The sequence below is a fragment of the Klebsiella sp. X13 genome (assembly GCF_003323835.1).
In the GTDB taxonomy this organism is placed as follows: Bacteria; Pseudomonadota; Gammaproteobacteria; order Enterobacterales; family Enterobacteriaceae; genus Klebsiella; species Klebsiella ornithinolytica.
In genome coordinates this window covers 4,025,995-4,039,657 of sequence record NZ_CP030874.1, presented here as the reverse complement: position 1 = coordinate 4,039,657, position 13,663 = coordinate 4,025,995, and the positions used below count along the sequence as shown (strand labels likewise).

The window sequence follows — 13,663 nt, the reverse complement described above, 5'->3', positions numbered from 1 at the left end:
GGCGTTGTTGTTATCAGATTTATCGCCCGGCCAGGGCGCTTTCGCCCCGGGCCGGGGATGTTTTTAAGCGCCGTAACGTTCGACCCAGCGCAAAATGGCTTTTTCAAAACAGGCAAATGGCGGGTGGACGATGCCGGCGCCGATCATACCGATGCCCGCATCTTTGTGGGCGATGGCGGTATTGATCACCGGCAGAATACCGCTGCTGCCGACGCGGGTAATATCGATAGCGGTCGGCACACCCATAAACCCGAGCAGCGGGATAGTGACGTTGGGGTTTTCACCGAGGGTGATTTCACGCATCTGGCGGGAGAAATCGATGGCCTCGTCCACCGTTCCGCCAACCAGTGCGACGATGGCCGGTGCCGTTGCCATAGCGAAACCGCCAATGCCGTAGGTTTCGGTAATCGCGCTATCGCCGATATCGAGACCGGAATCCTCCGGCTTATAACCGGCAAACATCGGGCCGATCACCTGCTGCGCCGGGCCGGTGAACCACTCTCCCGGCAACCCGCTGACTCGCAGGCCGAACTCGACGCCGTTACGCGCCATGGTGGTAACGATGGTGCTGTACTCAATGCCGTGGGCGGCATCCATCGCGGCTTTACACATCGCCATCCACGTCGGGCCGGAGAAATAGTCGCTGCTGGCGACGAATTCAAAGACTTCGCGCTGCTGTTCGACCGGATAGCCGGCCTGAATAATGCCCGGCGTCAGCGCCTGGATCAGTAGCGTGGTACCGGCATTGTTGCGGTTGTGGCACTCATCGCCCATATGCAGGGCCTGCGCCAGCATCAGGCGCAGATCGATTTCGCCAATCACCTTCATGGCGTCGCGCAGCATCGGCCCCTGGACGTCACGCATCCAGTTCAGACGGTTGATAACGCTCTGGTCGTTAGCCCCCATGCGCAGGATCTTCGCCATCTGCTCGCTCATGTTGGTATAAGCGATGTTGCCGTAGGTTTTGTTCTCGACAATATGCATAAACATGGAGGCGGAGGTGACGCCGGCCATAGACCCGACGCAGTCATGTTCGTGACATGGCGAGAAGGTGATTTCACCTGAAGCGGCCAGTTCGGCGGCATCAGCCAGATTGTTTGCCAGCCCTTCAAATACCAGCGCGCCGGTGACCGCACCTTTCATCGCTCCGCACATCTTTTCCCACGTTACCGGCGGCCCGGCGTGGAGAATGGTTTTTGCCGTCATCCCAGGCACCACGTTGATGGCCTGGTCGAAGCCCGTCAGCACCGGATGCGACTGGATAATGCGTTCCAGCGCCTGCTGGTTGGCGGCGGCGATTTTATCCGCCAGCGCGGAGTCGGCAAGCGCGTCGAGGGCATTGACCACCCGCATATTGCCCTGGCCTGGCGGCGTCCAGTCGAGCTGGGTCACCGCCGTATGCTGCTTTTTCAGATCATCGCTGAACATCGCGATCCCGACATTAATAACGTTCAGCGGCTGGCTGAATAGTGACTGATTCATCAGGCGTTCTCCCCTTTGCAGATAAGTTCACGCGCCAGCAGGCCGGTCTCGGTACTGCTGTTGGCCAGAATGACGCCCGCCTCGCTAAGCATCAGGCGCTGTTGTTCCCGCGATGGCGTATCGATATCGGTGCCTAAAACGTAAGCGAGGATCGTCAGCCGACGGCCATCGGCGGCGGCAATGGCTTTTGCCTCTTTGATCGCCTCGATCGTCGACCCGACCGGATCTTCATGCGACCCAAAGCCCAGCACGAAGTCCATCACGATCGCCGCAACTTCTGGATCGCGCGCTTCCTGCAGCAGTCGGCTGATGCGGTTGGTTGGGTCGATCATCGGGTGCGGTTTACCATTGGTGAAGTCGTCATCGCCGAAATCGAGGAAGGTGTGCTTGATGCTGTGGTTGATATCGCTCAGGCGATAAGCCGGATCCGGCTGAATGTTACTGTAAACTTCGGCCTGTTTTTCCAGGACGGCGAACATGGTTTCGTCGCACAGCGTGCCGCCGCAGAACAGGCCGCGAATGTATTTCTGCTGCGGCGTGAGCTGTGCACTAATTTCAGCAATCAATGCCGGGTCCAGCGGGGGCAAATCGAGATTTTGTTGCTTAACGCCGCTCAGCAGTACCGCCTTCAGCGCCGCTTCTCTGGTGCCGCGGGCAAACTGCAGACCTTGCTCATCGGCCGGTGGTTCGGCGCGGCCAAGGAAGCACACGACAACCGGTTTACGGCAGGCGCGTGCGCGCTCCAGCACTTTTTTCGCCACGGTCGGGGCGGGCGGCTTGGAGACGAGGGCGATAATTTCCGTTTGCGGATCAGCTTCCAGCATCTGAATGGCATCGAGCATCATCATGCCGCCGATTTTTTCACTCAGGTCGCGACCGCCGGTGCCGATAAGTTGTGATATGCCGCCGCCGAACGCGTGAATACGCACGCTCAGCTCCTGGCTACCGGTGCCAGAGGCGCCGATAATACCGATGTTGCCGCGGCGTACCGCATTTGCGAAGCACAGACCGGTGCCGTTAATGATGGCGGTCCCGCAGTCTGGCCCCATCAGCAGCAAACCTTTCTCATGGGCCAGTTGTTTCAGCGCGCGTTCGTCCTCGAGAGAGACGTTATCGGAAAACAACATCACGTTGAGACCGTTTTGTAACGCCTGTCGTGCTTCGCGGGCGGCGAACAGTCCGTTGACTGAGATAACCGCCATATTGCTGTCCGGAAGATGTTTTTTAGCGCTGGCGAGGGTGGCATAGCGCGCTTCGTGCTGGCCGCTTTGCGCTTTTTGGCTAAATAGCGCTTCGATCCCGGAGAGAATTTGCTCGTTATCGGCGCCGTCCTGGCCATTAATGACGATCATCAGGTCGCCGTTTTTCGCTGCTTCCAGCTCCGGCGTCAGCAGTCCCAGATTCTTCAGGACTCCTTTGTTCATTTCGGTCGCCATCGCTACAAATGCCTGCTCTACGCCGTCGATCTTATTGGCGCGGGTGGATATCGACATTAATGAGACGGAATCAAAATAGGTATTCTTCTTCACGACTATTTTAACTGACATAATTCCCTCCATACGTTTGGCTCAGCGCGCAGGCATCCGCCATGCCCAATAGCATGTCGCTGCCGGAACTTGAGCCAATATTTTTAATATCGGCAATTGCCGCAATAGAAAAGATTGTCGGTTGATTAATCATGAGGTTAATCAACCCGGCGATACTTGCGCGATAGCGCTGATTAATAGCTGCCTCCAGCGTAATCGCGCTGAGCGGCGTGGTGTTATGTCTGGCACACTGCAGCGCCGCTAAAAATTCATCCCGGTATTGATTAGCCGGATGTCCTTTAATAAATAAAATAACGCTAAGGCCTACCAGGTAATCATCCGCCGATGGCGTCAGGCCAATACCTAGTCCGAGCATATTAGCGATGGCGGCACTGATATTTTTATTTTGCCGAAGGGCGTTAAATAATGTTTTCCGGCGATGCTGTAATTCGCGCCCCATCGCTTTATAAAACGGGTTGTCGCCGCGATAAAGAAATAAGGTATCGTCCTCATGCAGTTGCTCAATGATAATGTTTTGCCAGCGTCGCCAGGCTATCCGGGTCAATGCTGCCGCGCTTAATACGGCCGTTGGCATTTGCCAGCGCTCACAGCGCTGGAGGTCTATCCATTTATCATTGCCAATATACATTCCTGAATCGGTGAACCGGACGCTTTCCCCTGGCCGGAACAGGTTGTCAAAGTAGGTGAGTGCTAACCTACAGCTGTTGGGCGCATTGTCATATGCGGCGCACAGCAGCGTCAGGAGCCCTGGCTTGTCGGGAATCTGCAGGTTGACCGCACGCGAGAAGACCTGCTCGACCCGTCCGCCGCCGCGTTGAGTGAGAAAGCTCTCATCCGCAGTTAGCGCTTGCACACACCGCCGTAAGGAGGTGTCGATGGCCGTTCTCCTTCCTCAGGCGCCGGCGGCAACCAGCAGGTGGGCGATTTCAGCAAAGCCCTTATCCCACGCCAGTTCCAGCGGCGTTTTGCCATATTTATCGGTCATATGGGGATTGGCGCCGTGGTCCAGCAGCAGCTTAACGATCTCCTGCTGCGTTGCGCCGCCATCGTTTAAAACAATCGCTTCCAGCAGCGGCGTCCAGCCGACAAAGTTAGTGTGGTTGACGTTAATATCGGTTTCGGTCAACAGAATTTTTACGATCTCAAGATGACCCTTTTCGCAGGCCGGCGTCAGACCGACGCCGCCGAAACGGCTTAAACGCGTAAGGTCAGGTTTCGCTGGCAGAATTAAATGCAGCAGCTCGACGTCATTATTCAGGCAGCTCAGTAAGAACGGGTTAAAACAGGTCTGGTCCTGCTTATCAATATCGACACCAGCGGCAATGAGCACAGACACGCAGGCATAATGTTTATTCAGGCTGGCCAGAGTAATAGCGGTTCGCCCCTGGCGATTGCTGGCATTAATATCGACGCCACGGGCTAAACAGGTTTTTAATTGTTCGACATTGCCTTGCTCCGCAGCCAAAAGATATTCAGCAATAATATTTTCCGTGGTCATCATCTTACTCCTGTGGTGGCGGCTGAGACTTTTTGATGACCTGAGCATAGCAACCAAAAATAGATAAAAGAACCCGCTTAAATTTTATTCGCGATAACCCCACTCATTGTTGAATATTTTTTAACAATGGATGCAGACTGTGCGGCAGTGCAATGTTTGTTTCTTGCATGCGATTTCCCGTAATTCAAGAGGGGATTATTTCTATATAGTTCCCGAACGAAACCAATTTCCACGACCACTATCACGAGGGGGAAGAGATGAACGGACTCACCGCAACGGGGATTACTGTCGGCATTTGTGCCGGGATCTGGCAGCTGATCTCCTCGCAGGTTGGGCTTGATCCGCGCTGGGGATTGCTTGGCACGATCGGCTTTGTCGCCTTTTGCAGTTTTTATGCGGCAGGCGGCGGTAAAGAGGGGTTTGTGAAGAGTCTTTTTGTCAACTACACCGGCGCCGCGTGGGCATTTCTGGCGGCGATGGCCGCGGGTGGGCTGACTGCCGCCACCGGGATGTCATCCTTCTGGGCCAGCGTTATCACCACGGTGCCGTTCTCCGCGGTGATTGTCTGGCAGGGGCGCTTTTCCCTCACCGCGTTTATTCCCGGCGGCTTTCTTGGCATGACGCTGTTTTTCGCCTCCGGGATGAACTGGCCGGTGACGCTGCTGGGTTTTTTGGCCGGCAACGGCGTGGGGCTGATTTCCGAATATACCGGTCGTAAACTGAGCGAGGCAACCTCAAAAAGCTCGCGCTGAACCATGACGCCGCGGAGAATTTCGCGGCCCACGCGGGCCGACAATTCGCATGGTGTTAAAAGATATTCAAAAATGATTGCCCGATGGCAGGGACAGGAAATAGAGTCGATTGCAGAGTGGGGCTAATGAGCGGTTGACGAAAGCAGGAGCGGGCCAATGAACTCAATTTTTACTGAAGAAAATCTGCTGGCGTTTACCACGGCGGCGCGCTTTGGCAGTTTCAGCAAAGCCGCAGATGAGCTGGGGCTGACGACATCAGCCATCAGCTACACCATCAAGCGCATGGAGACGGGGCTGGACGTGGTGCTGTTTACCCGTAATACCCGTAGCATCGAGCTGACCGAGTCCGGCTACTATCTTTTCCGTAAGGCCACGGATTTGCTCAATGATTTCCATGCCATCAAGCGCAGCATAGATACCATAGCCCAGGGGATTGAGGCCCGGGTCCGTATCTGCATCAACCAGCTGCTTTATACGCCGCGGCACACGGCGCGTCTGTTGCAGGTGCTCAAAAAACAGTTTCCAACCTGCCAGATTACCGTTACCACGGAGGTGTATAACGGCGTCTGGGATGCGATAATTAATCAGCAGGCTAATATCGCGATTGGCGCGCCGGATACGCTGCTCGACGGCGGCGGCATTGACTACACTGAAATTGGTGCCATTCGTTGGGTCTTCGCCATTGCCCCGGATCATCCGCTGGCGTTTATGCCGGAACCCATAGCGGAAAGCCAGCTACGGCTTTACCCCAATATTATGGTGGAGGACACCGCCAGCACCATTAATAAGAAAGTGGGTTGGTTACTGCACGGGCAGGAGGCGATTCTGGTGCCGGACTTTAATACCAAATGCCAGTGCCAGATCCTCGGTGAAGGCATTGGTTTTCTGCCGGATTATATGGTTCGTGAGGCCATGGCGGAAAACCGGCTGATTACCCGCCAGATTCATAACCCGCGCCAGGATTCAGGAATGCTGCTGGCGACCCAGCATGCGGCCAGTGGGCAGGTGACGCAGTGGATAAAGAAAGAGTTTCGCCCCGGTGGGATATTAACTGCTATCTATAGCGATTTACTTCACCGCGAGACGACGATGAAATCGTTTCAATCTATTTCCTGAAATTTTTCTGGAATACCTTATGTGTTATAACACCAGATATAAAAACATAAGGTGTTAATTAAATGAAAAATTTAAAGTTAATTGTTGGTAGCTTGATCTGCGCTGGTTGTTTATTCGCACCATTATCTGTCATGGCGGGTTATAAGATAAATACAATCCCGGTTCATTTCGATAAAGGTACCAGCGGAACCACCATTAAAAATGCCCTGAGCGGCGCCGATGTGAAAGATTACACGCTGGTGGCGAAAGCTGGTCAGCTAATGCACGTCACCATGAAGAGCAAATGGCCCCATCCTTATTTCAACGTGATCAACCCCGCGAACGAAACCATTTTTAATGGCTCGATGACAGAAGGTGCTTTTGAGCAGCGCCTCGAAACCAACGGAAAATATACCGTCCGCGTGTATCAGATGGGCGGCGCGCGCGATGAAGGAAAAACCAGTGCCTATGAGCTGGCTTTGAAAGTCACGGACTGACTTTTCCAGTATGCAACCGCCGTCTTCACGCTGCGCCGCGGGCCGGGTGAAGACGGCGTTTTTTACGCGTATTTACCCCGCATAAGGGACACCCAGCTCCCATCTCGACTGCCAGTGGGCGATATACTGGCAGGCCACGGCTTTCTGATGACGTATCACCACGACGTTTTCACTATTTTTTGTTTCGGCGGACGGAGCATAGTTAAATGACCCGGTTTCAACCGTCGCCCCATCGGCAATAATCGTCTTATCGTGTTGGATGTGATAGTGGCCATCAATACGTAATGCCACCCCGTGCTCCGCAACATACTTCATTATCTTTTGGCTGGCTTCCACCGCGTTGCGTCTTTTATCGACCACGATTTGCACCTTGACGCCGCGGTCATGGGCGGCGACAAGCGCCCGCGCAATATCAGGCGCCTGAAAAGAGTAGGCAATCATCTTGAGCGAGGTTTGCGCCTGATTAATGGTCTCTAATACCAGTTGGCGGGCAGAGCCTTCGGGGGAAAAACCTACCTCTATATCGGGCGCCGCCGCAACCTGCGAAGAGAGGGAAAGTGCGAGCGCCGGAAGGGCGAATTTCAGCGAAAAGAGACGCGACATATCGGGTTGCCTTGCGGGGCACAATGAAAGATGTGAGCAGTCTATGCCCCTGCGATGGTCATGGGAATAGACCTGCCGGGCGGTACACGGCGGCGTGTGCGAGCCAGGTGAGCGTGGTCATCACGCTAACATGTTGAAACCGTTAGCCTGATACCGGCAGCGGATGACAAAGCGGGCGCTCTTTTCCTCTCATCATGACGGGAGTGAAAATCGGATCAATTTGTAACGGCCCTCCTGAAAGGATCGCTGACGTTTCAAATCCCCCTCTTCTTTAGGCGGAAAATCTTCTCTGGCGGATTGCCAGCGGCGGGCCTGTGACTTGTCTGCAAACTGCTGGGCGCCTCTCATTTTTTGCGCGTTTATGCCGCAATGTTAGATATCTGTCAAAGTTCTGTTATCAGGCAGTTTTAAAATTTTCATTTCAGTTATTTAATTATAAAAGTTTCATATGTGTTGTTAATGAAATAAAACGTCTGAAATTTTCCGGGTGATAAATCGTATGTTTTATGAACTGCTGTTTTAATAATTCACTAAAAAACCACTGAATTAGGTGGTTCTGATAAACATGTGTAAAAACAGCGCGCTCAGAAGTGAAACTTCTGGCTGGCGATCCGGCAGGTATCAGCAACACGCATTTACGAAATGAATCTTTCATTTCATCTCAATGAACTGGCATATCACTGAACCCCAAGGAACAACTATGAACATCAAGAAAACGATTGTTGCCTCTTTGTTAGTCTGTATGTTGCCCGCTGCGGTGATGGCAAAAGATCTCTCCGTCGGCGTTTCCATGGCGCTTTTCGACGATAACTTCCTGACTATCCTGCGTACCGCCATGCAAAAAGAGATGCAAAAAGAGGGGGTGAAGTCGCAGGTAGAGGATGCCAAGGGTGATGTCGCGCAGCAGCTGCAGCAGGTGCAGAACTTTATTGGTCAGGGCGTCGATGCCATCATCGTCAACCCGGTCGATACCAACGCCGTGAAGCCGATTATCGATCAGGCGACCAAAGCCGGCATTCCGCTGGTCTTCGTTAACCGCCGTCCGCAGATTACGCTGACCGACAAAATGGCCTACGTCGGTTCGGATTCGGTGCTGGCCGGCCGTCTGCAGATGGAAGCGCTGGCGAAGGCGATGAACGGCAAAGGCAACGTGGCGATTCTGCTGGGCGACCTGGCGAACGAATCAACTCGCGATCGTACCAAAGGCGTAGAAGAGGTGGTTGCGAAATACCCGGATATCAAGATCGTTCAGAAGCAGACGGCGAAATTCATGCGTAACGATGCCGTAGATGTGGTGAGTAACTGGATGACCAGTGGGGAAGATATTCAGGCGATCGCCTCCAATAACGATGAAATGGCGATTGGCGCGCTGCAGGCGCTGGGGAGCAATCCGAAGCACATTCTGATTGCCGGCGTCGATGGGACCCCTGACGCACTGCAGATGCTGAAAAACGGCAAGATGATCGCCACCATTTTCCAGGATGCTAAAGGCCAGGGGGAAGGGGCGGTGGATGCAGCCGTCAAACTGGCGAACGGGGAAAAAGTCGAAAAAGTCATCGATGTCCCTTACCAGCTGATTACCAAAGAGAATATGTCTGAATTTGTCAGCCGTAATCAAAAATAATCATTTCTGGCTCAGCGGTACGGAGGGGGAGGTATGAACGCTTTTGCACTTGAAGCCGAAGGTATCAGTAAGTTCTTTCCTGGCGTGAAGGCGCTCGATAATGTCTCATTACGCGTGCGCCCGGGGACGGTGCACGCCCTGATGGGGGAGAATGGTGCGGGAAAGTCGACGTTAATGAAGTGCCTTATCGGGATTTACCGTCCCGATAAGGGCGCGATCCGGGTGAAGGGCGAACCGGTGCAGTTCCAGGATACGATGGATGCGCTGCGCGCGGGGATCTCCATGATCCACCAGGAGCTGAATCTGGTGCCGCATATGACGGTGGCAGAAAATATCTGGCTGGGGCGCGAGCCGATGAAATACGGCTTTGTCGACCATCGACAGTTGGCCCGCCAGACGCAGACACTGCTCAATAAACTGAATATCCGTTTATCCGCCGACCGGCTGGTGGGCGAGCTCAGCATTGCCGCCCAGCAAATGGTGGAAATAGCCAAAGCGGTATCGTGGAACGCGGATATTGTCATTATGGATGAACCCACCTCGGCGCTGACGGAAAGTGAAGTGGCCCACCTGTTCACCATCATTCGCGATTTACGCGAACAGGGTAAAGCCATTATTTATATCAGCCACAAGATGGATGAGATTTTCGCGATTACCGATGAAATTAGCGTCTTTCGCGACGGGACCTGGGTGGGCAGCCGGCAGACGGGCGAATTTACCCGTCAGTCGCTTATTACCCAGATGGTGGGCCGCGAATTAACTCAGCTGTTCCCGAAATTCAATAATACCATTGGCGAAGAGGTGCTGACGGTCCGCAATCTGTCGCGCAAAGGCTATTTTGAGGGGGTGAATTTCAGCGTCCGCCGTGGCGAAATTCTCGGCGTTGCGGGTCTGGTTGGCGCCGGGCGCAGTGAAGTGATGGAGAGCCTGTTCGGGATGGAGCGCTTTGACAGTGGCGAAGTGTTGATTGACGGCCAGCCGGTGATCATCGACTCGCCTTCCGTGGCCATCGAAAAAGGGATGGCGCTGCTGACCGAAGACCGCAAAAAGTCCGGACTGTTCCTCGTGCTCTCGGTGATGGAAAACATGAGTATCGTCAATATGCCGGAATATATCGGCAAGAGCGGGTTTGTCAAACATATGAAGATGGCGCAAGACTGCATGGAACAGATCCGTCGTCTGAATATTAAAACCCCGACCATGGATCAGATTATTAATAACCTGAGCGGCGGTAATCAGCAAAAGGTCTTAATTGCCCGCTGGCTTTTAGCGCAGCCCAAAATATTAATTCTTGATGAGCCAACCCGCGGGATTGACGTGGGGGCGAAAGCTGAAATTTATCACCTGATTAGCGAACTGGCGAACCGCGGCGTTGCGGTGATTATGGTCTCTTCTGAACTGCCGGAAATTCTGGGCATGAGCGATCGCGTTATGGTCATGCACGAAGGACGTATTACCGGCATCCTCGACAAAGACGAGGCCGATCAGGAAACCATTTTGTCGTTGGCATCCCACTGAGGTGTAGAGAATGAGCAATATGAAACTGACCGCAACAGCTGCAAATGCGCGATCCTCTTTCCTTGGTAATTTACGGCATAAATTACCGAAAGATACCGGTATCTTTATTGTTATGGTGGTCATCGCCCTGACCTTTGAAATTGCCGGCTGGTTTGTCCGCGACCAGTCTTTCCTGATGAACACCAACCGCCTGGTGTTGATTGTCCTGCAGGTCGCCATTATCGGGATTATCGCCGTCGGCGTCACGCAGGTCATTATCACTACCGGGATTGACCTCTCCTCCGGCTCGGTCATTGCCCTTGCTGCCGTGGTGGCGGCAAGCCTGGCACAAACCTCGGATAGCCTGTCGCCGATGTTCCCGTCACTGGTTAACCTACCGGCGGTCATTCCCATTTGCGCCGGGATTGGCGTCGGGCTGATCTGCGGATTAACCAACGGCTTTTTGGTCACCCGTACCGGGATTCCGCCGTTTATCGCCACTCTCGGGATGATGGTCTCTGCCCGCGGTCTGGCGCAATATTACACCCAGGGAAATCCCATCAGTTTCTTGTCCGATAGCTTTACGTCGATTGGTCAGGGGGCGATGCCGGTGATTATTTTCTTCGTGATTGCCGCTCTGTTTCACATCGCGCTGAAACACACCCGCTACGGTAAATATGTTTACGCCATCGGCGGCAACATGACCTCGGCAAAAGTATCCGGCATCAATGTGAATAAGTATCTGGTTATCGTCTACACCATCGCCGGCGCGCTGTCGGGGCTGGCCGGGGTTGTGCTGGCGGCGCGCGTCAGCAGCGGGCAGTCCAGTATGGGGATGTCCTACGAACTGGACGCTATCGCCGCGGCCGTTATCGGCGGCAGCAGCCTGATGGGCGGCGTCGGCCGCATCACCGGCACCCTGATTGGGGCGATGATTCTCGGCTTAATCAAAAGCGGCTTCACCTTCGTCGGCGTCGACGCTTACGTTCAGGATATTATCAAAGGGATTATTATTGTTGCGGCGGTGACGATAGACATGCGCCGTAACCGTAAGAAGCACTAAGCGAATGCAGAGAGAGCCCTGAGGTGATATCAGGGTTATCTCTTCGCGCTGTTAAACCAGGGGATGATTAAAATGGCAAGGCACGCAGGCGCCGGTGCGCTCAGGAGAGGCCGCAAATCCGGTCACGCCCGCTGTTCTTGGCGTTATACAGCTCCCTGTCGGCCCGCGACATCAGCTCTTGCAGCGGGCACTGCCAGCCTTTAGCTACCCCGAAACTGGCGGTGATCTTAAAGGTGATATCGCCGGTCGTATGGAGGGTCAGCTTGCGGATTTCCTGCTGAATCCGCGCGGTATAGCTGGCGACTTCGTCTGACGAAGCGGCCAGAAACAGGACCGCGAACTCTTCTCCGCCGAGGCGCCCCACCACGTCTTCCGGGCGGCTCAACTTACTCAGGGTTTTGGCCAGGGCAACCAGCACCTCGTCACCCATCGGGTGTCCCCAGTTATCGTTTATCGACTTAAAGCGGTCAACGTCGAGCATCACTAACCAGGCCGGAAGCGCCTTGCTGGACTGACTTAATAGCGCATCAGCCCGGGCGTTAAATGCCCGGCGATTAAACAGATGGGTCAGCGGATCCTCTTCCGACTGGCGCTGGTACTGGCGGCTGATGCGGGCATCTTCACGGAGTTTTTTCCCGAGGGTCCCGAGGGATGAAAACAGGCTCTGCACCTCTTCTGCCGTATCGTCATCGATTTGGACGTGGAGTTGTTTTCCGGCAATCAGCGCCGCGGCGAGCTCATTTAAGCGCAGAATGGGGCGTAAAACGCGAGAGCGAATATAGAAAATCATCGCAATGGTCAGGGTATACACCAGCCCAAGCACCACCAGCCGTAGCAGGAAATTCTCTAAGGCCCGATGTTCGGCGGCGGTGTAGTGCTCCTTTACTCCGTTCATATAGGTATTGAGGAGATCATCAAACGAACTGAGGCTGGCGTGATAATCGACGGCAAACTGTTCGGCGCTCACGCTATAGGGCTTACCGCTGTCGCTCTCAGCGCTTAACTGATTGATTAACGCAATGCCCTGATGTTCAAAGTCCCGGCGCGTGTTTTCCAGCGTTTTCTGGAAGTGGGGAAGATAGGTGGCCTCATTGCCCTGCGTTTGCAGCAGCCACCACGCGGTATTGATCCGTTCGATACCGCGAATCAATCCTTCCCGGTTGGCCCGCGGAATCGGGGTGTGTGTGGCCAGCGGAATCAGCACCTGAGAACCGAGTCGACCCGTTGCATCGCGCAGCTCGCCCAGCGCCTGCGCGCGCAGAATCGGACCCAGCGCGCTGGGCTCCAGCAGCAGAAACTCGGTGGTGCGCTCGAACAGCGCCTTATGATAGAAATCCGTTGCCACCACCATATCGTGAATGGCCAAATCTGCGGACTGCGGGTCGCTCAGCACCTGGGTGCGAAAGCGGTCGGCAATACGACGGGAACGCTCCAGCTGCTGCATCATTTCGCCCATCAGCGCCGGAGAGAGCAGGTTTTTCGGGATCTTTTGCATGTCGCGGTCGGTGATGTCGCGATGGGCGACCAGCGCCTGCCAGCGTGACTCTTTCTCCTCAGGCGAGCTTAATATCAGCTCGTTAACGAAGGCGCGCTCACCGGCGAGGTCATTAGAGACCTGCAGTACCCGGTAGAAAATATCGAACTGGGTAACATTGTTATGCGCGCTTTTCCACGTTCCCCACGAGCCGGAAAGCAGCCAGAAGGAGAGAATGGTGGTTAAAAAAATCGTCGCCAGCGCGGATCCCCAGATATAGCGGAGAATATTGGACGATGCTGAGGATCTCTTTTTCGTTTTCACACGTACCCGGGCGTCAGCAGTAAAAAAGAAGCGATTCGAAAATCATTGAATTGAACTGAAATACAACGGAATGTCATGCCGTTATGTCCGCATACCTGCCTGCTCTATGCGATCTATTGGCTGATTTTAGCAGATAATCCACAAATAAATGGCTTTTTGTCCGCGCGGGTAAACAATCTAAGATATTGTTTTAATTTGGTTATGCCT

General features: G+C 54.2%; 12 protein-coding genes. 6 read left to right on the top strand and 6 right to left on the bottom strand.

The window, feature by feature from the left end; translation table 11 throughout:
- Nucleotides 1-63 precede the first annotated feature (63 nt).
- From DSD31_RS19190 to DSD31_RS19175, 4 genes are read right to left on the bottom strand one after another with little or no spacing between them, the layout of a single operon-like run.
- On the bottom strand, nucleotides 64-1,482 hold the full coding sequence (locus DSD31_RS19190; protein WP_069476170.1) for a YlbE family protein: 1,419 nt from the start codon (nucleotides 1,480-1,482) through the stop codon (nucleotides 64-66).
- Entirely contained in the window at nucleotides 1,482-3,029 is a 1,548-nt protein-coding gene (gene fdrA / locus DSD31_RS19185; protein ID WP_113991258.1) for an acyl-CoA synthetase FdrA, read from the bottom strand. The genes DSD31_RS19190 and fdrA overlap by 1 nt, the downstream gene beginning before the upstream one ends.
- Nucleotides 3,019-3,882 (bottom strand): oxamate carbamoyltransferase subunit AllH family protein, encoded by an 864-nt coding sequence (locus DSD31_RS19180; protein ID WP_104896191.1) that lies wholly within the window; start codon nucleotides 3,880-3,882, stop codon nucleotides 3,019-3,021. Before DSD31_RS19180 ends, fdrA begins: the two co-directional genes overlap by 11 nt.
- 39 nt (nucleotides 3,883-3,921) lie before the next feature.
- Complete coding sequence (locus tag DSD31_RS19175) at nucleotides 3,922-4,527, bottom strand: ankyrin repeat domain-containing protein (RefSeq protein WP_004858963.1); 606 nt, start codon at nucleotides 4,525-4,527, stop codon at nucleotides 3,922-3,924.
- 257 nt (nucleotides 4,528-4,784) lie between these two features.
- Between DSD31_RS19175 and DSD31_RS19170 the strand changes: the two genes are divergently transcribed.
- The 3 genes from DSD31_RS19170 (at nucleotide 4,785) to DSD31_RS19160 (ending at nucleotide 6,871) form a co-directional block, all read left to right on the top strand.
- On the top strand, nucleotides 4,785-5,279 hold the full coding sequence (locus tag DSD31_RS19170; RefSeq protein ID WP_065905935.1) for a DUF1097 domain-containing protein: 495 nt from the start codon (nucleotides 4,785-4,787) through the stop codon (nucleotides 5,277-5,279).
- A 156-nt stretch (nucleotides 5,280-5,435) separates the two neighbouring features.
- Nucleotides 5,436-6,395 (top strand): LysR substrate-binding domain-containing protein, encoded by a 960-nt coding sequence (locus tag DSD31_RS19165; protein ID WP_004858969.1) that lies wholly within the window; start codon nucleotides 5,436-5,438, stop codon nucleotides 6,393-6,395.
- Between the two features lie 62 nt (nucleotides 6,396-6,457).
- Complete coding sequence (locus tag DSD31_RS19160) at nucleotides 6,458-6,871, top strand: hypothetical protein (RefSeq protein ID WP_004858972.1); 414 nt, start codon at nucleotides 6,458-6,460, stop codon at nucleotides 6,869-6,871.
- A gap of 72 nt (nucleotides 6,872-6,943) precedes the next feature.
- On the opposite strand, the gene DSD31_RS19155 is transcribed toward DSD31_RS19160, so the two are convergent.
- Entirely contained in the window at nucleotides 6,944-7,474 is a 531-nt protein-coding gene (locus DSD31_RS19155) for a phospholipase D family nuclease (RefSeq protein WP_113991257.1), read from the bottom strand.
- A gap of 700 nt (nucleotides 7,475-8,174) precedes the next feature.
- Between DSD31_RS19155 and DSD31_RS19150 the strand changes: the two genes are divergently transcribed.
- Genes DSD31_RS19150 through DSD31_RS19140 form a run of 3 tightly spaced genes read left to right on the top strand, consistent with a single transcriptional unit; the run spans nucleotide 8,175 to nucleotide 11,658 of the window.
- A complete protein-coding gene (locus DSD31_RS19150; protein WP_004858977.1) occupies nucleotides 8,175-9,098 on the top strand; it encodes a sugar ABC transporter substrate-binding protein in 924 nt (307 codons plus the stop codon).
- A gap of 33 nt (nucleotides 9,099-9,131) precedes the next feature.
- Nucleotides 9,132-10,616: a sugar ABC transporter ATP-binding protein gene (locus tag DSD31_RS19145; protein WP_069476166.1), complete on the top strand. Its 1,485-nt coding sequence runs from the start codon at nucleotides 9,132-9,134 to the stop codon at nucleotides 10,614-10,616.
- Between the two features lie 19 nt (nucleotides 10,617-10,635).
- The gene (locus tag DSD31_RS19140; protein ID WP_172418225.1) at nucleotides 10,636-11,658 is read left to right on the top strand and encodes an ABC transporter permease; all 1,023 of its coding nucleotides are present in this window, start codon (nucleotides 10,636-10,638) and stop codon (nucleotides 11,656-11,658) included.
- Nucleotides 11,659-11,758: 100 nt separating this feature from the next.
- Here the strand turns inward: DSD31_RS19140 and DSD31_RS19135 are convergent, their stop codons facing one another.
- Nucleotides 11,759-13,456, bottom strand: a complete 1,698-nt coding sequence (locus DSD31_RS19135; protein ID WP_032716796.1) for a GGDEF domain-containing protein — start codon at nucleotides 13,454-13,456, stop codon at nucleotides 11,759-11,761.
- Between the last annotated feature and the right edge of the window lie 207 nt (nucleotides 13,457-13,663).

What these genes read in the sequence shown, in the direction of transcription:
- DSD31_RS19160 (WP_004858972.1), top strand. Translation starts at nt 6,458, where the DNA reads ATGAAAAATTTAAAGTTAATTGTTGGTAGCTTGATCTGCGCTGGTTGT.
- DSD31_RS19155 (WP_113991257.1), bottom strand. Translation starts at nt 7,474, where the DNA reads ATGTCGCGTCTCTTTTCGCTGAAATTCGCCCTTCCGGCGCTCGCACTT.
- DSD31_RS19140 (WP_172418225.1), top strand. Translation starts at nt 10,636, where the DNA reads ATGAAACTGACCGCAACAGCTGCAAATGCGCGATCCTCTTTCCTTGGT.
- DSD31_RS19190 (WP_069476170.1), bottom strand. Translation starts at nt 1,482, where the DNA reads ATGAATCAGTCACTATTCAGCCAGCCGCTGAACGTTATTAATGTCGGG.
- DSD31_RS19170 (WP_065905935.1), top strand. Translation starts at nt 4,785, where the DNA reads ATGAACGGACTCACCGCAACGGGGATTACTGTCGGCATTTGTGCCGGG.
- DSD31_RS19150 (WP_004858977.1), top strand. Translation starts at nt 8,175, where the DNA reads ATGAACATCAAGAAAACGATTGTTGCCTCTTTGTTAGTCTGTATGTTG.
- fdrA (WP_113991258.1), bottom strand. Translation starts at nt 3,029, where the DNA reads ATGTCAGTTAAAATAGTCGTGAAGAAGAATACCTATTTTGATTCCGTC.
- DSD31_RS19175 (WP_004858963.1), bottom strand. Translation starts at nt 4,527, where the DNA reads ATGACCACGGAAAATATTATTGCTGAATATCTTTTGGCTGCGGAGCAA.
- DSD31_RS19145 (WP_069476166.1), top strand. Translation starts at nt 9,132, where the DNA reads ATGAACGCTTTTGCACTTGAAGCCGAAGGTATCAGTAAGTTCTTTCCT.
- DSD31_RS19165 (WP_004858969.1), top strand. Translation starts at nt 5,436, where the DNA reads ATGAACTCAATTTTTACTGAAGAAAATCTGCTGGCGTTTACCACGGCG.